The organism is Streptomyces sp. BJ20 (genome assembly GCF_022869105.1).
Classification (GTDB): domain Bacteria; phylum Actinomycetota; class Actinomycetes; order Streptomycetales; family Streptomycetaceae; genus Streptomyces; species Streptomyces griseoincarnatus.
Genome location: NZ_CP094918.1, coordinates 2,641,088 through 2,661,168 on the forward strand (window position 1 = coordinate 2,641,088; position 20,081 = coordinate 2,661,168).

General features: G+C 70.7%; 13 protein-coding genes. 5 read left to right on the forward strand and 8 right to left on the reverse strand.

Annotated elements, in window-relative coordinates:
• Positions 1–7: 7 nt before the first annotated feature.
• From MTR79_RS12035 to MTR79_RS12045, 3 genes are read right to left on the reverse strand one after another with little or no spacing between them, the layout of a single operon-like run.
• On the reverse strand, positions 8–1,450 hold the full coding sequence (locus tag MTR79_RS12035) for a VWA domain-containing protein (protein ID WP_189363643.1): 1,443 nt from the start codon (positions 1,448–1,450) through the stop codon (positions 8–10).
• Entirely contained in the window at positions 1,447–2,838 is a 1,392-nt protein-coding gene (locus MTR79_RS12040; RefSeq protein ID WP_244790096.1) for a hypothetical protein, read from the reverse strand. The genes MTR79_RS12035 and MTR79_RS12040 overlap by 4 nt, the downstream gene beginning before the upstream one ends.
• Entirely contained in the window at positions 2,838–3,359 is a 522-nt protein-coding gene (locus tag MTR79_RS12045; RefSeq protein WP_244790097.1) for a hypothetical protein, read from the reverse strand. Before MTR79_RS12045 ends, MTR79_RS12040 begins: the two co-directional genes overlap by 1 nt.
• Before the next feature lie 339 nt (positions 3,360–3,698).
• On the opposite strand from MTR79_RS12045, the gene MTR79_RS12050 reads away from it, so the two are divergent.
• Positions 3,699–5,351 (forward strand): phosphodiester glycosidase family protein, encoded by a 1,653-nt coding sequence (locus MTR79_RS12050; protein WP_244790099.1) that lies wholly within the window; start codon positions 3,699–3,701, stop codon positions 5,349–5,351.
• A gap of 31 nt (positions 5,352–5,382) precedes the next feature.
• Here the strand turns inward: MTR79_RS12050 and MTR79_RS12055 are convergent, their stop codons facing one another.
• Positions 5,383–5,697, reverse strand: a complete 315-nt coding sequence (locus MTR79_RS12055; protein WP_244790101.1) for a hypothetical protein — start codon at positions 5,695–5,697, stop codon at positions 5,383–5,385.
• A gap of 246 nt (positions 5,698–5,943) precedes the next feature.
• Between MTR79_RS12055 and MTR79_RS12060 the strand changes: the two genes are divergently transcribed.
• A complete protein-coding gene (locus tag MTR79_RS12060) occupies positions 5,944–6,975 on the forward strand; it encodes an alpha/beta hydrolase family protein (RefSeq protein WP_086701768.1) in 1,032 nt (343 codons plus the stop codon).
• Positions 6,976–6,981: 6 nt separating this feature from the next.
• On the opposite strand, the gene MTR79_RS12065 is transcribed toward MTR79_RS12060, so the two are convergent.
• Positions 6,982–7,707, reverse strand: a complete 726-nt coding sequence (locus tag MTR79_RS12065) for a TioE family transcriptional regulator (RefSeq protein WP_244790103.1) — start codon at positions 7,705–7,707, stop codon at positions 6,982–6,984.
• A 59-nt stretch (positions 7,708–7,766) separates the two neighbouring features.
• On the opposite strand from MTR79_RS12065, the gene MTR79_RS12070 reads away from it, so the two are divergent.
• The 3 genes from MTR79_RS12070 (at position 7,767) to MTR79_RS12080 (ending at position 11,420) form a co-directional block, all read left to right on the forward strand.
• Positions 7,767–8,972, forward strand: coding sequence for an erythromycin esterase family protein (locus MTR79_RS12070; protein WP_244790104.1), 1,206 nt, complete (start codon positions 7,767–7,769; stop codon positions 8,970–8,972).
• A gap of 72 nt (positions 8,973–9,044) precedes the next feature.
• Complete coding sequence (locus MTR79_RS12075) at positions 9,045–9,506, forward strand: hypothetical protein (RefSeq protein ID WP_348538693.1); 462 nt, start codon at positions 9,045–9,047, stop codon at positions 9,504–9,506.
• A gap of 1,170 nt (positions 9,507–10,676) precedes the next feature.
• The gene (locus tag MTR79_RS12080) at positions 10,677–11,420 is read left to right on the forward strand and encodes an ATP-binding domain-containing protein (RefSeq protein ID WP_244790108.1); all 744 of its coding nucleotides are present in this window, start codon (positions 10,677–10,679) and stop codon (positions 11,418–11,420) included.
• Here MTR79_RS12080 and MTR79_RS12085 read toward each other — a convergent pair.
• From MTR79_RS12085 to MTR79_RS12095, 3 genes are all read right to left on the reverse strand, one after another.
• Positions 11,413–12,150 carry a hypothetical protein gene (locus MTR79_RS12085; RefSeq protein ID WP_244790110.1) on the reverse strand — a complete coding sequence of 246 codons (738 nt, stop codon included), beginning with the start codon at positions 12,148–12,150 and terminating at the stop codon, positions 11,413–11,415. The two genes, MTR79_RS12080 and MTR79_RS12085, sit on opposite strands and share 8 nt — an antisense overlap.
• 50 nt (positions 12,151–12,200) lie before the next feature.
• Complete coding sequence (locus tag MTR79_RS12090; protein WP_244790112.1) at positions 12,201–16,832, reverse strand: RHS repeat-associated core domain-containing protein; 4,632 nt, start codon at positions 16,830–16,832, stop codon at positions 12,201–12,203.
• Between the two features lie 425 nt (positions 16,833–17,257).
• Positions 17,258–20,041 (reverse strand): glycosyl hydrolase, encoded by a 2,784-nt coding sequence (locus MTR79_RS12095; protein WP_244790114.1) that lies wholly within the window; start codon positions 20,039–20,041, stop codon positions 17,258–17,260.
• Positions 20,042–20,081 lie beyond the last annotated feature (40 nt).

Consider the following 20,081-nt stretch of genomic DNA (forward strand, 5'->3'; position numbering starts at 1 on the left):
CCGGCGCTCACGTCAGGAACGTCTTCAGCTCGTGCACGAGCTTCTTGATGTGGCCGGATATCACCGGCGTGCCCAGGTCCTTGAACTTCTCCCGGAACCACGGGTTGACGCTGCCGCGGCCTGAGCTGGTCACCGACCCGACCGGGATGAATCTCGCCCCGGAACGGTGGATGGCGGCCATGCTCTCGAACAGCTCGTCCGTGCGCCATTCGTAGAAGTCGGAGATCCACACCACCACGGTGTTGCGCGGCTCGGCGATCTTGGGCTGGGCGAGCGCCATGGCGACCGTGCCGTCCGTGCCGCCGCCGAGCTGGGTGCGCAGCAGCGTCTCGAACGGGTCGTGCGCCCACGGCGTCAGGTCCAGTGCCTGCGTGTCGTACGCGATGAGGTGCACGTCCACCTTGGGCAGGCCCGCGAAGATCGACGCCAGGATGGTGCAGTTGACCATCGAGTCGACCATGGACCCCGACTGGTCCACCACGACGATCAGCCGCTGCGGCGTCGTCTTCCGGCTGGTGTGCCGGTAGTAGAGCCGGTCGACGTACAGCTGCTCCTCCTCCGGGTCCCAGTTGGTCAGGTTCTTCCAGATGGTGCGGTCCAGGTCGAGGTTGCGGAACACCCGCTTGGGCGGCACGGACCGGTCCAGCTCGCCGACCGAGGCCTTCTCCACCTGCGTGCGCAGCACTTCCGTGACCTCGTCGACGTAGCGCCGGATCAGCGCCTTGGCGTTGGCGAGGGCGAGCCCGGAGAGGTTGTTCTTGTCCCGCAGCAGCTGCTCGATCAGCGACATGCTGGGCGTCAGCCGCGAGGCGAGGGCCGGGTCGGCCAGCACCTCGCGCAGATGCATGCGCTGCACCAGGCCGGCCTCGATCGAACCCAGTTCGGGTCCGATCTCGGGAATCAGCCTGCTCAGGTCGGGCGCGGGCGTACCGACACCGGTGCCGGTCGGACTCACCCCTCCGCCGGCACGTGCCCGACCCGCACCGCCCCGGCCGCCGCGCAGGTCACCGGGCCGACAGCCCAGCGCCCGCTCCAGCCAGCCGGCGTCCGACTGCCAGCGGGCGAGCTGCTCGGCGGTGACCGTGCCGTTGCCGGTCGAGAAGACGTTGAGCAGCACCTTCGACACCAGCGCCGCCCGCCGCACCTCGGCGGCCCGGTCCCGCTCGCCGTCCGCGTCCGGCTCCGGCGTCATCAGCCCGTCGAACTCGGCGGCCAGGTCGGGATGGCGCTGCACCACGGAGTCGACGGACGCGGCTGGGTCGAGCAGCGCCACCGGCAGCCCGATGTCCTCGACCACGGCGACACTCGCCGACTCCAGCGATGCCTGCTCCTCCGGGTCGAAGAGCCGGGCCAGCAGCCGCCAGTACAGGACCTGCCGCCGGTTCTCGTCGGAGTCCGGTACGGGCGCCCCGTCCTCGGCGCCTCCCTCGACGACGCTCACCTCGCTCATTTCCGCAGCAGCCTTCCCGCGCGCTCACGCAGCACATTGACGGCGTCGGTGGCGGCCTTCTCGGCCCGTACGCCCGCCTTGTCGGCCGTGCCCCCCGCCCAGGCCCCCGCGTGCACGGCGACGGCCTTCTTCCGCACCGTGCGCTCCACGGCCAACGGCTGGAGCAGGAACTGACCGGCGTCCCAGCGCAGCAGGCCGAGACACGCGGCGGACGAGGCGACGGCGTCCGCGGTCAGCGGCCCGGCGGCGGGCACCCGGCCGGTGCCGACGGCCAGACGCTCGCCGGCGACCCGGAAGGCGACCCCTTCACCCGCGTCCTCCACGGCGTAACCCTCGAGCAGCACGGGCACGGCGATCCGCGCCGGATGCCGGTCCACCGGCGCCACGGGGGCGGCGGCAGCGGTCGGCAGCGCCACCCGCGCGGTGGTGAAGGGCTCCGCGGGCTCGCCCTGCGTGGCGCGGGCGTCGTCCCAGATCAGGTCGCCCTCGGCAGTGACGGGCATGGCGTCGAGCTCCATGGCACGCCCCTCACTGACCGCGGCCAGCAGCGACATGTGCGGCCGCAGCAGCTGCCACAGCCCCGCGCCGACGACCGTGTCCGGCTTGGGCGCGGACACGCCGGCCCGCACCAGACGGGGAGTCCCGCCGTCCGCCGGCTCGAACACCGCGTGCACCTGTGCCTGCACCGCCGTGGCGTGCTCGTGCAGGTCGACCCCGAGCGGCAGCAGACGGCCGGTGGCCTCCGCCACGGCTGTCGCCCGGTCCGCGCCGGGGAGCGTCAGCAACATGGCCCGCGACCACAGGTCGGCCCACCGCCGTACCGGCATCCGCTCCAGCGTGGCGCCGGGGCAGGACGCGGCGAGCTCCGCGGCGAAGCCGTCGAGCAGCGTGGCGAGCCGCCGCAGCCCCGGCTCGGGCAGCATCGCGGTCACGACGGGGGCCGCGCCGCCGATCAGTTCGTGGTCGATCCCCTGCCAGCCGGCTCGTGCCACGTCGCACAGCCAGCCACGCGTCGCCATCAGCAGGTTCACCGGATGCTCGGCGCCGTCGGCCGTGGCGGCCGGCTCCTCGGCGCGCGGCCGCCCGACCGCCTCCTCGACCCGCGCGACGAGCGCGTCATGCACGGAACCCAGCAGCGCCGAGCGCGCGGCGGCCAGCGCCAGGTAGTGGTCCTCGTCCGCGGCCCCCGCGGCGGTCTTCTCCGCCGCTTCGGCGACCCGCCCGGCCAGCGGCGACCCGGCGACGGCGTCCGCCAACGCGGCCAGTCCGACCGCCTGCGCCGGCTGCGGACGCAGCAGCCCGCCCACGAGCACCTGGTCGAAGCCGTCCACGGCGCCCAGCGCCTCGTCCAGCCCTTCGACGGCGTCGGTCAGCAGATCCGCTCGCATCACGCCACCGCCCCGGTCGTCGGGAACCAGTGCATCTCCGGCACAGGCGCGGTCGTCGGTGCGAACTCCAGGTAGGCCAGGTGGCGCAGGAACCGGCTGAACACCTGGGCCGCGGCCGCCCTGTCCCCCTGGGCGGGGCGCGTCGACGTCATGGCCGAGGTCAGGCCCTGCGCGTCCGTCTGCTCACCGGACACGTCCACCTTCAGGTAGCGGGCGACGCGCTCCGCGCCGTACTGGAGCACGGCCTCACCGATCAGCGCCCGTATGTGGTTGCAGAACGCGCCGCGCGCCCCGCCGCACGGCCGGTTGTTGTTCGTGCTGCACGAGAACGCGTACGTCCCCGCCTCCACCGACGACACGTACACCCGACCGATGTCGGAGCCGCTGGACACCACACCCTGCAACCGCCCGTCCGCCAGCTCCACGAACGGCACCTTGGCGAGCTTCCGCGGCCGCGCGGACGGCACCACCCGCACCGTGCTCGACCTCTCCCAATCCGACAACGCACCTCTCCCATGCATACGAAAGGGGATGTCCTCGCCGGACCGGCGGGACGAGAAAGAATCTATCGGCGGCCACTGACAACGGCTCAGGGCTGTGGACAACGCCGGACGCGCGGCCATCGGCGTCACCCGACGGTGTGACGCCGCGCCCACCGGACCAGGCCCCCGCGCTTCCCGACTGGCAGGCGGTCACGCCTTCTTGACGCACGTTCCCACAGGTCGATACTTGTCCAGCGTGCGTTAAGTGACTGTTCGTGACGCCGTCAGCACAGGGCGAGAAAGTGACGCATGTTCCCAACCGGGGCTTCGCTCCACGAGCGACGCGGGCAGGCTCGACGCGCGAGAGGGCGGTCAACGATGAAGAAGAGAAGACTCGGCGGGGCGGCCGTCGGCCTTGGTGTCGTCCTGGCGGTGACCGGGCTCCCGGCCCAGGCGTCCACCGAAAGCCGCACCGCCGACAACCGCGCCTCCGGCACTCGCACCGCCGACGCCCGCGCGGCCCTCCCGCTGGGCCCGGCCGGCCTCGCCGAAACCCGCACCACCCAGACACTGCGGCCCGGTCTGACGCTCACCCGCATCGTGCGCGGCGCCGTGGACCCGGCACACCGCTGGACCGTGGAGGCGTCCATCCCCGGCGGTGACACCTCACCCGACCCCGACGCACCGCCGACCGCCCTCAAGGACAAGGCCAGCGCCGACGAACTCGCCGCCGAGCTGCGAGGCGACGGCTTCGACGCGCGGGCCGAACGGGTGACGACACCGAGGACGACGGACTACTCGGGCGGAACGCTCGGCTGGCGCGTCCGCATCGGCAGCTTCCCCTCCCAGTCCGCCGCGGCGACGGAGCGCATCCGCGTGATCAACGCCGGATACGGCGGCTCGGTCACCTACACCGGCTGGGACGGCGCGACCACCGACCGCGGCCCCTGGCGCCTCGATGTCCTGACCATCGACCCGCGCACCTTCCGCGGCACCCTGGACGCCACCTACGGCCCCGACATCGAGAACCGCGAGACCGTCAGCACCCTCGCCACCGACGCCGGAGCCGTCGCCGCGGTCAACGCGGGCTTCTTCGTCCTCGACCCCCGCTCCGGCGCACCCGGCGACCCGGCGGGCGTCGGCGTGTACGCCGGGCGCCTGTTGAGCGAACCGGTCAGCGGACGCCCCGGCCTCGTCGTCCGCGACGGCGGCCGCAGCACCCAGATCACCCGCCTCACCTGGGAGGGACGGATCACCGCCCGCGGCACCACCCTGCCACTCAACGGCGTCAACCGCGTACCCGGCCTGATCCGCAACTGCGGCGGCGGCGAGGGCGACAGCCCCACCTCGCTGCCCCTGCACGACGTGACGTGCACCAATCCCGACCAACTCGTCGCGTTCACCCAGGAGTACGGCGCGAGCACGCCGCAGGGCGAGGGCGTGGAAGCCGTCCTGGACAGCCGGGGCCGGGTGCTGGAGCTGCGCTCCGTCCGTGGGGGCCCGCTTCCGCCCGGCGGCAGCTCGATCCAGGCGACCGGCCGGCAGGTGGCCGAACTGACGGCTCTGGCCCGTTCGGGCGAGCGCCTGCGCGTCGAGACGACCCTCCGCGACGACCAGGGCCGCCGCGTGACGCCGTCACCGGGGACGGAGATCGTCAACGCGGGCCCTGAACTGGTGCGCGACGGACGCCTCCACGTCACCCCCGCCACCGACGGGATGGTCCACCCGGGCGACCCCAGCTGGTACTACGGCTGGGTCCACAAGCGCAACCCCCGCACCCTCGCCGGCACGGACGCGGCCGGCCGCACCGTCCTGGTCACGGCCGACGGCCGCAGCACGGCCTCCCTCGGGCTGAGCATCACCGAGAGCGCGAAGGTGGCCCGTTCCCTCGGTCTGAGGGACGCCGTCAACCTCGACGGGGGCGGATCGACGACGATGGTGACGAACGGCCAGGTGATCAACCGTCCGTCGGACGCGGCGGGGGAACGGCCGGTCGGAGACGCGCTGTTGATTCTGCCGCGCAGGCGCTGACGAGAGGTGTCGAATCAGGTCCGGCCCCGGCTCACTCCGTGAGTGTCCACGCGGGTGAGCCGGGCGCCGGCGCGGGCCGCACCACGAGGGAGGAGACGTCGAACTGTCGGTCGTACCCCTCGTCCCCGCAGGGAAGTCGGCCGGCAGCGTCCGGCACGTAATAGGCGCCGTACGCCCAGTACGCCGGTTCCTCGTGGCACATGAGGTCGGGGTACGGCGCGATGTCCAAGGCGCCGTAGCGGGCGTTGATCCGCGCCACGGCCTCGGCGCGCGAGATGCCGAACCGGCTCACCATCTCGTCGGCCATGTCACGGAAGTACGCGAGCATGCCGTCGTCGAGACGCATGAGGAACTCCTCGGTCACCACACGTCCCCCTCCCCTCACGGGTTGGTTCGATGAGCCTCAAGCTACCCCGGCCCGCGGGCGGGTGCGCACGCGGCCGAGCGAGGGATCGTTCACGCTCGGGTCATGCCCAGGCCGACCGTGGTCTGTCGCCGATCGCCTCATGTGGTGGATGCTGCCTCAGGGCACATCCGCTCTTCGCCCCGCCGCCCCCCACCGCAGCGACGAACAGCACCGCAGGGAGCCGCCGTGACCGCCGCAGTCACTTTCCGAGCCCGTGTACGTCTCGTCCTCGCCGTCCTGATCCTCGCCCTCGTACCGACGACACCGACGCTCGTCGCCCCGACCCGCGCAGATGCCGCCGATACGCGTTCTCCGCAGGGCGAGACGGGGCGACGCGGCGCCGAGGTCGTGGCGGTCACGCAGGTCGCGGAGCGCCAGGTGGACCTGTCGGTCCGCTCGACGGCGCTCGGCGGCCGCACCGTCAAGGTCCGCCTGCTGACCCCGGACGGCTGGAATCCTGCCGACCGACGTCAACACTGGCCCACCTTCTGGCTGTTGCACGGCTGCTGCGGCGACTACACGTCCTGGACCGCGATGACCGACGTCGCCGAGACCGACAGCCTGCGCAATGTGCTCGTGGTCATGCCGGAGGCGGGCTGGAACGGCTGGTACAGCGACTGGTGGAACCACGGCGAGGGCGGTGACCCCGCCTGGGAGACCTTCCACACGGTCGAACTGCGCCACCTCCTCGAACGTGACTGGGGCGCGGGCCGCAACCGCGTCGTCGCCGGGCTGTCGATGGGCGGCCAGGGCGCCCTGCTGTACGCCGCCCGGCACCCCGGCATGTTCAAGGCGACCGCCGCGTACTCGGGTTCCGCGCACCCGCTCCTCAACGACGAGTCGGTCAACCGCATCCTGGGCCTGTTCGCAGGCCAGGGCAACGACCCCCTCCGGGTGTGGGGCGACCCGGTCGCGCAGCGGCGCATCTGGCAGGCCCACGACCCGTTCCACCTCGCGAAGCGCCTCAAGTCGCTGCCCGTGTACCTCTCCTGCGGCGACGGCACGGCGGGCCCGCTGGACAAACCTGGCGCGGTGAGCGCCCTCGAGGCGGACTTCAACCGGCAGAACCACGCACTCGCCGCCGAGTTGAAGCGCGTAGGCGCCAAGCGCCTCACCACCCACTTCTACGGCGCCGGCACGCACACGTGGCGTTACTGGGAGCGCGAACTGCACGCCTCGCTGCCGATGTTGCTGGGCGCGCTGGGTGTGAAAGGCTGACGCAACTCAGTCACACTCCGACAGGTACGCGTCCAGCGAGGCGGCCCCGCGCAGCATCGCCCGCCCGCGGTCGGACAGCCGGCCACGCCAGTCCCGTAGAGCGCCTTCGAGGGGTTCGAGTCCGCCGGCTGTCCGCACCTGGGTGATCAGCGGGGCGATCTGATCGAGCAGGTAACCGCCACGCCGGAGCTGATGCACCAGGTGCGCGTCCCGTACGTCGACCGGGTCGTACACCCGGTAGCCGGTCAGGGGGTCGCGCCGCGGACGTACGAGTCCGGCGTCCTCCCACTTGCGCAGGGTCGCCGGGCGGACGCCCAGCTCCTCGGCCAGCGGCCCGATGAAGGTTCGGGTGAAGGCAGCCGAGTCGGCGGAGGCCGAGTCGGCGGTGAGCCCGCGCAGGGCGTCCTCCACGGCCCGCAGCGTGCGCCGGTCGTGCAGCAGCCGTGCGTGACTCTCGTCGATGAGCTGGAAGGCCTCGTCGACGGCGTCACGGTTCACGGCCTGCATGACCGCCGTCGCCGTAGCATGCCCGTGCCCCGGCACCAGGGCGAGGAACGCGGCCAGCGCCCGCTCGTGCAGAGGGGTGTAGACGCGGTAGCCGGAGGCGGTGCGCTCGGCTGTCGGGAGGATGCCGGCCTCTTCGTAGTTCCTCACCGCCTGGGTGGACAGACCGTGCCGACGGGCCAGGTCGACCGGCCTCAGCTTGCCACTCGTTTGAAGGTTATGCCCCACGAACACGACGATACTGCGACCAGACTCTCCACCGAAAGTTCAACGATACCGTTGACGGTATGGAAACCGGCATCAAGGACTTCGCCCGCCCCGTCGAAGCGTCGGCGATCATGGAACTGCTTCCGGCCCGCCCCCGCGTGCTCGCCCTGGGCGAGCCCACGCACGGCGAGGACGCTCTCCTCGACCTGCGTAACCGTCTCTTCCGGCAGTTGGTGGAAGAGCAGGGCTATCGGACGATCGCTCTGGAGAGCGACTGCCTGAGGGCACTGACCGTGAACGCGTACGTCACCTCGGGTGAGGGGTCACTCGACGACGTGACGGAGCGCGGCTTCAGTCACGACTGGGGCGGCTCGCAAGCGAACCGTGAACTGGTTCGCTGGATGCGGGACTTCAACGCGGACCGTCCCGCGGACGACCACGTCCGGTTCGCCGGCATCGACGGCCCGCTGGAGATCGCAGGCGCCGAAAGCCCGCGCCAGGCTCTTACCGCGCTGCACGACTACCTGACGGCCCACGTCGACTCGGCACTGCTGCCCTGCACGGCGGACAGACTCGGCGAGCTGCTCGGCACCGACGCACCATGGACCAACCAGGCGGCCATGACGGACCCGTCCCAGTCCATCGGCCGCACGGCGGAAACACGCGAATTGCGCCTGGTCGCGGACGACATGGTCACCCTGCTGGAGACGCAGGCACCGCACCTCGCAGCGGTGTCCTCACCGAACGATCGCGACCGAGCGCACCTGTACGGCCGCACCGCCGTCGGCCTGCTGCGCTACCACTCCTGGATGGCGGACACGTCACCGTCCCGCATGGCCCGCCTGCTCGCCACACGGGACGAGATGATGGCCGGCAACCTCCTCGCCCTCGCGGCACGCGGCCCGGTGCTGGTCCACGCCCACAACAGTCACCTGCAGCGGGACCAGAGCGCGATGAGCATGTGGGGCCACCCGAAGGTGGAGTGGTGGAGCGCCGGGGCGTTGGTGAGCATGAGGCTGGGCGACCAGTACGCTCACCTGGCGACCGCCCTCGGCACGATGAAGCACCAGGGCGTGGACGTCCCGCCGCAGGACACGGTGGAGGGCATCCTGCACGCGCTGCCCGAACCGCAGTGTGTGATCGACGCCGCTCAACTCGACGCAGTGGCAGGGGACATGCCCGCCGTCCCACGAGTGTCCCCGTACTTCGGCTACGCCCCCCTGGACCCGTCCCACCTGCCACGCATCGACGGGGTCGTGTACGTGAGGGACGTCCCGCGCGACTAGAGTCGGCGTGACGGCGCGTACGACGGTCTCGCCCCGTCCGGAGGGGAGGCGACGAAACCGTTGCTGGCGCTGTTGGGACTTGCTCTGTTCCTGGTCTGTGCCGTCGCGGCACTCATCTCCGCGGCGCGGGCGGCCGCGATGGGGCTCCCCGGCCGGCCTCAGCCTTGGCCCGACCACCTGCTGCGCCGGTCGGCGGCAACCCTCGGCTGGGCCGCAGGCACTGTGTATGCCCTGGGCCTGGCCGGTGTCGCGTGGTCGGAGGCGGAGGTCGGTGTCGGCGCCGACTCGGTACCGGCCCCGGCCTGCCGCATGGGCTTCGACCCGGAGACGATCGAGGGTCTGACCCACCACCGAGCCTCCTATCTCCCCCTCCGCTTCGACTGCGTACGGGAGGACGGAAGCGTGTACGTCAGCGATCCCGACCTGGTTTGGCTGAACTGGACGTGGGCCGCACTGGCCCTGACCGCGGTACTGCTCTTCCTCGGCATGCACTACCGGACGGAGCTGCGGGCCCGGAGGGCGGCGGTGCGCTGACGAGCGCACCAGGGTGGGCGTACCCCGACCAGAAGCCCCACGGGTCGGGGTGCGGGACCGCCGTCGGATCGCCGGACCAGCACAGGCGTGCTTCGATCTGGTCGCTTGCGAGTTCGACCAGTCGTTCGGCTGCCCAGCCGTTCCACTGCACGGCCCCAGGGAACTGCGGCAGGCGGAATGCCGGGAGGTGCGAAGGGAGGGCGTCCGCTCGGTACACCGCCTTGGTGACCTCCCCGTTCAGCTTCTTCGGTCTCGAGGATCTCCGTAGGTCCAGGCAGTCGATCACTTGGTCGATCAGGAGCAGGTAGAACTCGTCCGTAGTCGCGTCTTCGATCTCGACAGGCATCAGGGTGCCTGCCGTCCGCAGCGCGTCGGCTCCGAACCGGTCGACGAGGCGCCGGCTCAGGATCGGAGCTCCGGGATAACCCGAGGGAAAATCGCCCTTGGACCAGTTCCGCTCTCCGCCCCACTTGGTCCGGAACCGGACGGGCCGGTCCTCCTCCGCGCCCAGACGCTGCCAGCGCTTGAGTCGGCGAAGGTCCCCTCCGTCCGGGGTGAGCTGCTGGTACTGTGCCAGCTTCGGCAGAAGCCGGTACACCGCCGGGCTCGTCTCCGGCGTTTCGGTCATCGGGTCACCTTTCATGTTCGTCGTCGGGGCGGGGCGGTCTGTCGTCCTACGCCGTCCAGACCGCTCCTGCACCTGGCTGTCCTCCCGCCAGTTCCTGACCTCGCCCCCGACCAGCGGGCCGGCCTCGACGACCTGCCCTTCGACGGCAACCACCTGGTCAGCGGACCGCCGGGCAGCGGCAAGAGCGTCCTGGCCGCCCAACGGGCCGTCATGCTCGCCCTCACCGGAACACCGGTGGTCCTGCTGACCTACTCGAACCTGCTGCGCCAGTCGCTCGCCGCCCGCGGTGCACGCACGGGGCCCCGCGGACCGCTCGGTCCGCTTCATGACCGCCCACCGCTGGCTCGCCGAGTGGTACGGAGCCACGCCGCCCGGCAGCGACGACGGCTGGTACGACTGGGGAGCCCTCTTCGACCGGTGGCCGCCGACCCCACGTCGGCCACCGGTCCGACCCTGGTCGTCGACGAGGGCCAGGACCTCCCCCCGGAGTTCTACCTGCTCGCGCGCATGCCGGGGGCCCGCACGAGTGTCTTCGCGGACGAGTGCCAGCGCTCACCGACACCAACTCCACCCTCGACGAGATCGCCCGGAACCTGGGCCGGTGCACCCGCCGCGACCTGGCCGGCAACCACCGCAACACCGAACAGATCGCGGCCTTCGCTGCGCACATCCACACCGGCGCCGGCACACCCGCCCTGCCCGGCAACCACCGCAACACCGAACAGATCGCGGCCTTCGCCGCGCACTTCCACACCGGCGCCGGCACACCCGCCCTGCCCGGCCGCCAGGGACCGCCGCCGCGCCTGCACCGCTTCCACGAACGGGGCGCCGCCGACCTGCTGATCCTGCTGGCCGAGACCCGGCCCGAGAAGAGCATCGGGGTGATCGCCGCCTCCACGCACACCCAGTTCTCCCTGCTCGGCAGCATCCACAACCGGGCGCCGCGCCTCAAGCCCCAGCTGTACACGTCGCAGTCGAAAGGCGGCACGTACCGCAAACTCGACCTCGGCCGTCCCGGCATCGTGATCGGGCACCGCCGCAGCGCCAAGGGGTTGGCGTTCGACACGGTCGTCGTCCCCGACACCCACGAGGACGCGGCGACCGATCCGACCTCCGCCGCACTGCGGATGTCCTCCTACGTCATGGCCACTCGGGCGCGGCGGGAACTCCACCTCGGCTACGAAGGGGACGCGGAGCCGCCATTGCCGGCTCAGGTGAACCGTCGGGTGCTGCAGCGGGGAGAGGACGAGCGGCTGCGTGACGTCCGACCAGCCATGGTCAACTGAGCAGCAGCGTGCGGTCGGCGACGTCCAACACGTCGTCGAGGCTCATGCCCCGCCGCTCGCCTTCCGCTCCGGACAGCACCCATTCGCCCTCCCAGGCGACCCGCCACACCTCGCCGGTCCGGTTCTCCCACTCGACGAATCCGCCGGGAGCTCCCTCCAGCTGAGGGATCTCCTGGCGCAGCATCCGGGGGTAGGTCAGCGCTCGTCCGGGGTTGGTGCTGCCGCCGCCCGTGCGAGGGTTGTCGAAGCTCATCTTCAGGAAGGGCACCGCTTCCCGGCCGATCTCGGCGGGGCTCAGCATCTTCTGGTAGCGGGCCTGTGCCTCCTCCAAGGACTCCCGCCCGGACACCTCCGTCGCGAAGGCGGGGAACACGATGTACGTGACAGCGGTGAGGTCGGGGTTCTGCGCCCTGTGGTGGCCGTGCACCTCGGGAGCCGTGGCGGCCACCGCGTCGAAGACGTACCCGTCCGCCGAGAAACCCGGAACGGCTGCGATGGGCCGGTCGGTCCCGATGAGAGCCTGCTCGTGCTCCCAGGCGAAGGCCAGCACGGCCCGTGCCAGCTCATCGTCGTGCCTGCCGCGCTGGTTGGTCTGCAGCAGACGCGTGCCGTCCTCGCTCAGAACGCCCGCGAAGTGGAGCACCGGGCCCAGGCTCCACTTCCAGGCCTGGTCGAGACCGTCGAGCGGGGTGGCGTTGGGGAAACCGGCGAGGGTGGTCTGGAGGTCCATGGTTCCTTCCGAGGTGACGTGATCGACGGGACCGGGGCGGCCCGGACGTGTCAGGAGCAGGAGTAGTTCGGCCCGGTCTCCTGGCTGTACCGCGCCTCCATCATCGCGCCCCCGCTCGAGTTCTTGGCCTTGTCCATGGCTTCCATGTTGGCCGGGTCGTTGTAGAAATCGTTGCGGGCGGCCCGGTCGGTGTTTCGCCCTTCACGGTTCCAGTGGTCCACGACCGCCTCCTTGTGCTCATACGTCACCGTCTCGTGGAAGGGCCTGGAGCCGGGGTTCTTCGGATCCCAGATGATGTCACCGCCTGAGTCGAACCACGTCAGTTGGTCCCTCGGGATCTTGTTGCCGTGCTTGTCGAGAGGCCGCTGGCCCTGGTGTGCTCCCTCCAGGGTCCAGTTCTTCGTCATCTCGTCGTGAGTCGACTCCCTGTAGCTCGATGGGTATTCGCTCTTCCGGTTGTGCTTCGTCTCGGGAGCGTCGGGATCCCTCGCGTACCTGCCGTTGCCCGTATCGCGGTAAAGCCCCAGTGGGTCGATCCAGCGGTACGGGTTCGGCACATAGGCGGTGTCGTTGGGCGCGGGGAAGAGGCCGAACGGGTCAGGGGTCGCGTAGTGGCCGGTCTCGGGGTCGTAGTAGCGGTGGTGGTTGTAGTGCCAGCCGGTCTCCGCGTCGGCGTACTGGCCGGGGAAGCGCAGGGGACACTCGGTTCCCGACTCCGCGGTCGGTGTCGTCCCGGCGGGCAGCATCGAACCCCACAGGGTGGTGCGCCGCTGCCACGCCAGTTCGCCGTCCTCGGCTATGAGTTCGGCCGGTGCGCCCGACAGGTCCGTGACCACCGCGTGGAAGCGGGTTGCGGCTCCCGGATCACCCGCCCGCCCCTCGACCTGCGTCAACGGCAGATGGGAACCGGGTGCGTAGTCCCACGTGGTGCTCTTCCCGTCCGACGTGATCTGCTCGGCGATGCGTGAACCGTCCCAGACGAAGAGGACCTCCTCCGCGACCGTCCCGTCGTCCGTGTGACGTCGCTTGGCCACCCGGCGGCCGGACGGATCGTAGGAGTAGCGCCACCGGCTGCCGTCCGGGGTGACGGTCTCCACCAGTCTGTTCTGGCTGTCCCAGTGGAAGGTGCGCACACGCTTCTGGCCGCTGAGCAGACGGCGCACGGTGCGGACGATCCGTCCCTCCCCGTCGCGCTGGTAGCGGGTCCTGCCGCACCGGTGCAGCAGGGTCCCTGTGAACTCCCGTCGTGCGTCCTCCGGAGGAATGGTCGGTGCTGTGGCCGCACTCACGTTGCCGAGCCCGTCGTAGGCGTATGCCTCGGTCCAGTCCCGTGCGTGGACGGCGGTGACCCGGCCTGCGAGGTCCAGGTCGAAACGTCGTGTGCCGGTGGTCAGTTCCGCCAGCTCGAGGAGGTGGCCGTCAGGCCGGTAGGAGTAGGTGCGGTGCTGGAGCAGTGCCGCCTCGGCGTCGTGCGGATCTCGGGACAGTGTTTGTGCCGTGAGCCGGTCGGCGTCGTCCCAGGCCTGTCCGAGGGTGACGCCGTGCGGCAGGGTTCGGGCCGTCTCCCGTCCGCCGGCGTCGAACCGGAAGTCCATCCGGTGGCCCGCGGCCTCCAGCCCCTCGGGCCGCCCGGCCGCGTCGTAGGACCATGTGGAGACCACGCCGCTGGGGGTCCGCCTCTCGACGCGTCGGCCGAGCGCGTCGTAGCGGTAGGTCGTGACGTGCCCGTTGACGGCTTCGGCCAGCAGCCGCCCCATGACGTCGTAGCTGCTCTCCACCCGCACGTCCGGGCTCACCTGCTCGACCAGATTGCCCATCGTGTCGTACCGGAGCTCGGTGGTGTGCCCGTCGTGGTGCACCGACGTGGTCCGTCCCAGGGCGTCCCGTCCGAACCCGACGACCTGACCGGCTCCGTTGGTCAGCGCCCGCAGACCACCGGCCGCGTCGACGTCATAGGTGACGGTGCGGCCGTTGAAGTCGGTCTCGGCGACCACCCGGTTGGCCTCGTCGTACGTGTAGGTCCAGCATGCGCCCTCGGGATTCGTCACCCTGACGAGGTTGAGCTCGGTGTCGTAGTCGAAGGTGTACCGCGCGCCGTCGGCCCGGACCCTGGCGGCCGCCAGGTGGAAGTGCGTAGGGGTGTACTCGCTGACATGGCCCGCCTGGTCGGAGTACCGCACGAGGTTGCCCGCGGCGTCCCACTCGAACCGCTCGGCGGGCCCGTCCCCGGACCGGCGCCACGACAACCGGCCCTCAGGGGTCCATCCGATCCTGGTGGTACGGCCGAGCGGTTCGGTCACCGAGACGGTACGGCCGAAGGCGTCGTGTTCGACGGTGGTGACACCGCCGAGCGCGTCGGTCAGCTCGACCGGCAGCCCGACGGCGCTCCCCACGGCGGTCCGGCGATGGCCCAGGGCGTCCGTCACACCGGTGAGGAACCCGACGCTGTCGTAGGTGTAGCTGGTCTCCGAGCCCAGGGGGTCGCGGGTGGCGATCCGATTGCCCCGTTCGTCGTAGGAGTGGTGCCACACGACACCGTCCGACTCCGTGACGGTGACCGGCAGGTGCAGGTCGTTGTAGGTGGCGGACAGGGCCGACCCGTCCGGGCGTACGACACGCGTCAGATTGCCGGCCTCGTCGTAGCTGTAGCGGTAAGTGTTCGCCAGCGCGTCCGACCGCTCCACGAGCCGGTCCTCGTCGTCCCACCGGTTGCGGGTCGTCTGGCCCAACGCGTCGGTAGTGGAGACGAGTTGCATCCGAGCGTTGTGCCGGTACGTCGTGGTGCGGCCGAGGGAGTCGGTGTAGCGCGTGCAGTGGTTCTCTTCGTCGTAGTCGATGACACAGGAGAGGATTCCGTCCACCCCGTCGCCCCGGACGACCCGGTCACGGTCGTCGTAGGTGAAGCGGAACCAGGAGCCGATGCGATCGGTCCATGACTCGATCCGGCCGGCCAGGTCGTACCGGAACCTGTAGGGCGATCCGGTCGAGTCGTGCAGTTCGGTGAGGTCCCCGGCCTCGTCATAGACGTACCGCAGGATGACCGCGCCCTCGGGGCCGGCGTGCGGGTCGCGCAGCCGCAGACCGACGATGCGGTTCCCCGCGGTGTCGACGTCGACGTGGTACCCCCCGGAGTGACGTACCGCGAGAGGGGTCCCGTCGGCTGCTCGGTCGAAGTCGACGCGGTTGCCGTTGCGATCGGATATCGTCGCCAGCGGCATGGTGAAGGCGGCCGTCCGCCGGCTGTCCTGCGGCACCGGGGCGAAATGCCGTGACACACCCGTGCGAGGATCAGTGACCCGCAGCGCCCCCTCCCGGGTGTCGTCCCAGACCAGAGGCCAGCGAGGTCCGGCCACCGGGAAGACAGGACGGTCCGTCCCGGGAACCGGGTAGCAGAGGATCATGCCGTCCTCGGTGGCGAAGAGAACGCCGTCGTCGTCGAGCTCCAGGCGTTCGTCGAAGGTGGAGGCCCACGTTTCGCCGAACCAGTTGCCCCAGTGGTACGTGGAGAGATGGGTCCGGCGAAGGATCACGGGCAGGACGCCTGGCAGGCCCACGTCGGTCTGCTCGATGAGCATCTCGCCGGAGACCATGTCGATCGGGTCGCCGTTCTTGCACCGTCCCTTGGCCGGCTTGCTCTTGGCGATCGCGTCGTCACCGCCCTTGCGCAGACCCCGCCCCAAGGCCCGGGTCATGCCCTTGAGCCCCGCTGCACCAGCGGTTTTGAGGCCCTTGGCGAGTCCGCCGAGGGTGGTCAGGCCCTTCATGCCGGGTATGCAGTCCAGCGCGGCCAGTCCGACGTCCCACAGGGACGCTTGCCCCTTTGAATACTTGTAGAGCGTGTCGGCGAGGACGACGAGTGCCGCGATGAGGACGATCGCGCCGAGGATGGGCCCGCCGATGATCATCGCGACGATGCCGACGACCGCGACGACGATCTTGCAGGCGGCGACGATGGTGTCCCAGTTGTCGGTGAACCAGTCGCCGATCTCCTCCCACCACGACCGGTTCTGGATCCCCGCGTCGGAGGCCTCGTCGATCTTCGACTTCGCGTCCCGCGCCGCCTCCTCGCGCATCTTCCGCGCGTCCGCGGCCATCTTCTTCGCCGCGTCCAGCGCGCTCTGCGCGGACGTCACGTCCGACTGCGCCTTCGTGTGCGCGCTCTTGGCGCTCTGCACGTCCCGGGTCGCGGCCCGCACCTTCGCCTCGTCGGGCTTGTCCGCGTCCGACTTCGACCCCGTCGGGTCGTCCTTGTACTTGTCGGCCTCCTTCGTCGCCCGCCCCACCCACGACTCCGCCGACGCCAGCTTCGACTTCGCCGACGTCAGATCTGCCTGCGCCTCACGCGCCTTCGCCAAAGCCTTGTCCGCCAGCGCCTGCGCCCGCTCCAGCTTCGGCCAGTAGTCCGCGAGCGCGTCCCCGCACATCGCGTACGACTTCTCCAGCTTCCTCAGATTCTTCGGAACGCCGGAGAACTCCTCCTTGAACACCTTCGCCGACTTCCCCGCCCACTCCGCCAGCGTCCCCTCACCGGCCATCCCCTTCACCAGACGCAACGCCTCGGAGACGTCGTCGGCGAAGTCGTGCAGGAACCTCGCCAGCTTGCGCACCCGCTCCGGGTCACCGGGCGTCGGGTCCTTGTCCAGGTCGAGAACATGCCAATCACTCGGCCGATGACCCGCCATCCCGCAACCCCCGTCACGCGCACATCGCCAAAACCCGTATGCACACGTGAACTTACACAGCACAACAGTGCGAGGAAAGCTCCTCCGGGTGTCCCGCGTCCGCAGCCCTCACTGCGCCAGACGCACTGTGGTGTCGGCGAAGGACAACTGGCCATCCAGGCCCAGCGCTCGCCGCTCCTCCCCACCACCGACCAGAACCCACCCCTGGTCCGCCCGCCCTGGGCCGGTGCTCCCGCCGCCCGTGCGGGGGTTGTCGAAGCGCATCTTCAGGAAGGGCGCCGCCTTCCGGCCGATGTCCGCCGGAGCAGATCCATGCTTCCTGCACCGGGACGGGGGAGCTACGGCGTGCGCCGTGACGTGACCCTGCTCCCATCACAGTGGGGCCGACCCTTACAGGGCCGGCCCCACCCACAGCTCACAGCACCTCAGCTGTAAGGAATCACCACCACGGACTTGTCCGTCCCCGTCTGCAGCTTCGACGCCCCGTTGCCGATGGCGCTCCACACCTCCAGGCGCACCGTGCCGCCCCTGAGGTTGCTCAGGGAGCCCGTGGCGGACTTGAGGCCGCGGGCCTGGGTGTACTCCTCCCAGCCGGTCACCGGGTCGGTCGCGAAGTAGTGGTACGTCTCCGTCCGGTCGAACGTGCCGTCGCCCGTGAAGTCGTAGCTCACCCGCGCCTGCTGGCCGAGGCCGACCGCGGTGCCCGCGTCGACCTGGAGGCGGAAGGAGGTCTGGCCGCCAGAGGTCAGGGTGCCGTTGACGCCGCGCACCTCGTAGACGAGGGGCTGGTACGGGGTGCCGTCGTGGTTGGCGCCGTTCGCCGACGGGATCGTGTCGCTGCCCGCCGTGCCGCCGGTCGCCGTCGTGAGGACGCCGCCCGCGCGCAGCTGGAAGGTGTTGCCGGTCGGCGGCTCGGGATCCGGGTCGGGATCCGGGTCCGTGGAGCCGCTGCCCGTGCTCGTCGCCGTGGAACGGGCCGGCACCGACAGCGTCTTGCCGTCGGAGAAGGTCACCGTGCGGGCCGAGGAGCCGTGGTTGTGGGCCACGTACGTCCGGGTCGTGCCCTTGGTGAACACCGCCGAGGTCGGGATGTCACCCGTCACCGTGGCGTCCGGGGCGCCGACCGCGGCCAGCGTGTTGATCCAGTGGTAGGTGTGCGCCTTCGACTCGCCCTCCTCCGGGGTGTAGTTGCCGTTGCTCGCGTCCCACTTGGCCTTCGCCGATGCCGGGTCGGCGAACGACTCGAACTCCCAGAGCAGGTCGCGCCATTCGACGGCCGGGCCGCCGTTCTCCCGTTCCATCTCGGCGATGTTGCGCCGGATCGCCGCCTTCTCACCGCCGAGGTGCAGCGAACCGCCGGTCACCGGCAGGACGTTGATGCCGTGGATCTCCTCGGGGTTCGCGGTCCACCACGTGGAGTAGGCGGCGCCGCTGCCCCACACCATGCCGGCCGTGTCGTGGCCGAAGGAGGACGGGAAGACCTGCTCGTCCGCGTCGAACCAGTACTGGGCGATCGACTCCGACTCCGTGGTCAGCAGGAAGGCGCCCAGGTCGCGCAGCGAGGTGTCACCGGTCGCGGAGCCCCACAGGACGAGAGCCGCGCTGAGGTTGGTCGACTCGGACGACGACTCCTGGTTGTTGCCGGCGGCGAAGCCCTGGTGGCCGGAGGCCCAGCCATGGCCGGCGTAGACGTCGAAGCCGCGCAGGAACGGGAACGCGGAGTCGGTACGGCTCGGGTTGGCGGTGTCCCGCACGAGCGTCTTGACCATGCCGCCCCATGCCGAGTCCGCGGCCCACGACGGGTCGTACTGCGCGATGATCGCCGCCGCGTAGACGTAGTAGCCGTAGTGGAAGTGGTGGTCGTTCAGCTCGGTGTCGCTGCCGTACGAGGCGGGGTAACCGGTGAGCGTCTTCCAGGCCTGGTCGTAGCTGAACTCGTTCGCGCCGCCCGCCGTGAACCAGTCCTGCAGCCTGCCCTTCATCAGGTTCAGCATCCGGTCGCGGATGCCGGTCTCGCCGATCTGGTCGGCCACGGGCACCAGTTGGGCGAGGCGGCCGAGCGCCTTGCCGGTCCAGTAGGTGTCGACCGCGCCGGAGAAGGGGTCGGAGGCGTTCACCACGTCGTTCAGGTAACCCCGCAGCCGGGCCGTGTCCACGCCGCCCGACTTGGGCAGCGCGGGCAGGACCGCCGCCGCCTTCTGGGTGGTCGTGAAGGACGTCGACTCGCGCACCTTCATGGTGCCGCGCGGCGAGACGTACGTGTACGAGGTCAGCGCGTCCGTGGTGTGCAGCCACTGGTGGCGGTAGAGGGCCTGGAGCGTGCCGCGCTCGCTGCCCTCCTTGGCCTCGGTGGTGAGCGTGTACGTCGCCCGGACGGTGCCGCCGCTGTAGTTCCAGGTCACCTTGGAGTCGGTGACGAAGCTGTAGGCGTACTTCTTGAACGTCGCCAGCGCGCCCGTGGACGGCAGCACGGCGACGGAGAAGTAGTCCTTGCCTCCGAGTCCCGCCGTGACCGTGGAACCGGACACGTTCCAGTCGCTGCCGGTCGGGGCGAAGAGCGCGTAGTGATGTCCGGCGACGGTGATGCCGAGGACGTTGCCCTGGTCGGCGAAGACGGTGGGCGCGCCCGCGGTGGTGATCTGGGCGTTGCCGCCGGAGCCCTTGGCGTATACGAACGGCGAGCCGTGTCCGATGGTGGTGCGCAGGGTCCGGGTTCCGTCGGACCAGTAGGGGGTGACGGTCCAGTCGGACCAGTGGTCGGCCTTGGTGTCGGGGGAGTTGAGGCCGGTCAGTCCGATGGTGAGATCGCGCTTGTGGGCGAACTCGTACTGGCGGCCGTCACCGGTGATCACGGGGGTCGTCGGGTACCCGACGTCGAGTCCACCGGCGGTGGCCTGGTAGGTGAGGGGGTGCCCGTACATGGGGGTCGAGTACGGGTTGTCGCCGTAGCGCTGGAAGGCGAGGGAGGACCACCAGTCGTTGGTGGGCACGGGGCGGTTCCGGGCGGCGGCGGTCACCTTGGGTGTGACCGGCGTGCCCGTGTTGGTCGTGGGGCCGGAGGTTCCGGCCGGCCGGGTGTCGGAGTAACTGCCCGCGCCGACGGGGACGGTGGCGGCCGCCGCGGGCGTGGCCGCCGGGCCCAGGCCGACGACGGCGAGGGCCGACGCCAGCAGCAGAACGGTTGCCGGTCTGGTGCGTGGGGATGGCATGAGTCACCTCAAGTTGTGACTGGGGGAGTCTCTGAGAGCG

What these genes read in the sequence shown, in the direction of transcription:
- MTR79_RS12035 (WP_189363643.1), bottom strand. Translation starts at nt 1,450, where the DNA reads ATGAGCGAGGTGAGCGTCGTCGAGGGAGGCGCCGAGGACGGGGCGCCC.
- MTR79_RS12040 (WP_244790096.1), bottom strand. Translation starts at nt 2,838, where the DNA reads ATGCGAGCGGATCTGCTGACCGACGCCGTCGAAGGGCTGGACGAGGCG.
- MTR79_RS12045 (WP_244790097.1), bottom strand. Translation starts at nt 3,359, where the DNA reads ATGCATGGGAGAGGTGCGTTGTCGGATTGGGAGAGGTCGAGCACGGTG.
- MTR79_RS12050 (WP_244790099.1), top strand. Translation starts at nt 3,699, where the DNA reads ATGAAGAAGAGAAGACTCGGCGGGGCGGCCGTCGGCCTTGGTGTCGTC.
- MTR79_RS12055 (WP_244790101.1), bottom strand. Translation starts at nt 5,697, where the DNA reads ATGCGTCTCGACGACGGCATGCTCGCGTACTTCCGTGACATGGCCGAC.
- MTR79_RS12070 (WP_244790104.1), top strand. Translation starts at nt 7,767, where the DNA reads ATGGAAACCGGCATCAAGGACTTCGCCCGCCCCGTCGAAGCGTCGGCG.
- MTR79_RS12085 (WP_244790110.1), bottom strand. Translation starts at nt 12,150, where the DNA reads ATGGACCTCCAGACCACCCTCGCCGGTTTCCCCAACGCCACCCCGCTC.
- MTR79_RS12090 (WP_244790112.1), bottom strand. Translation starts at nt 16,832, where the DNA reads ATGGCGGGTCATCGGCCGAGTGATTGGCATGTTCTCGACCTGGACAAG.
- MTR79_RS12095 (WP_244790114.1), bottom strand. Translation starts at nt 20,041, where the DNA reads ATGCCATCCCCACGCACCAGACCGGCAACCGTTCTGCTGCTGGCGTCG.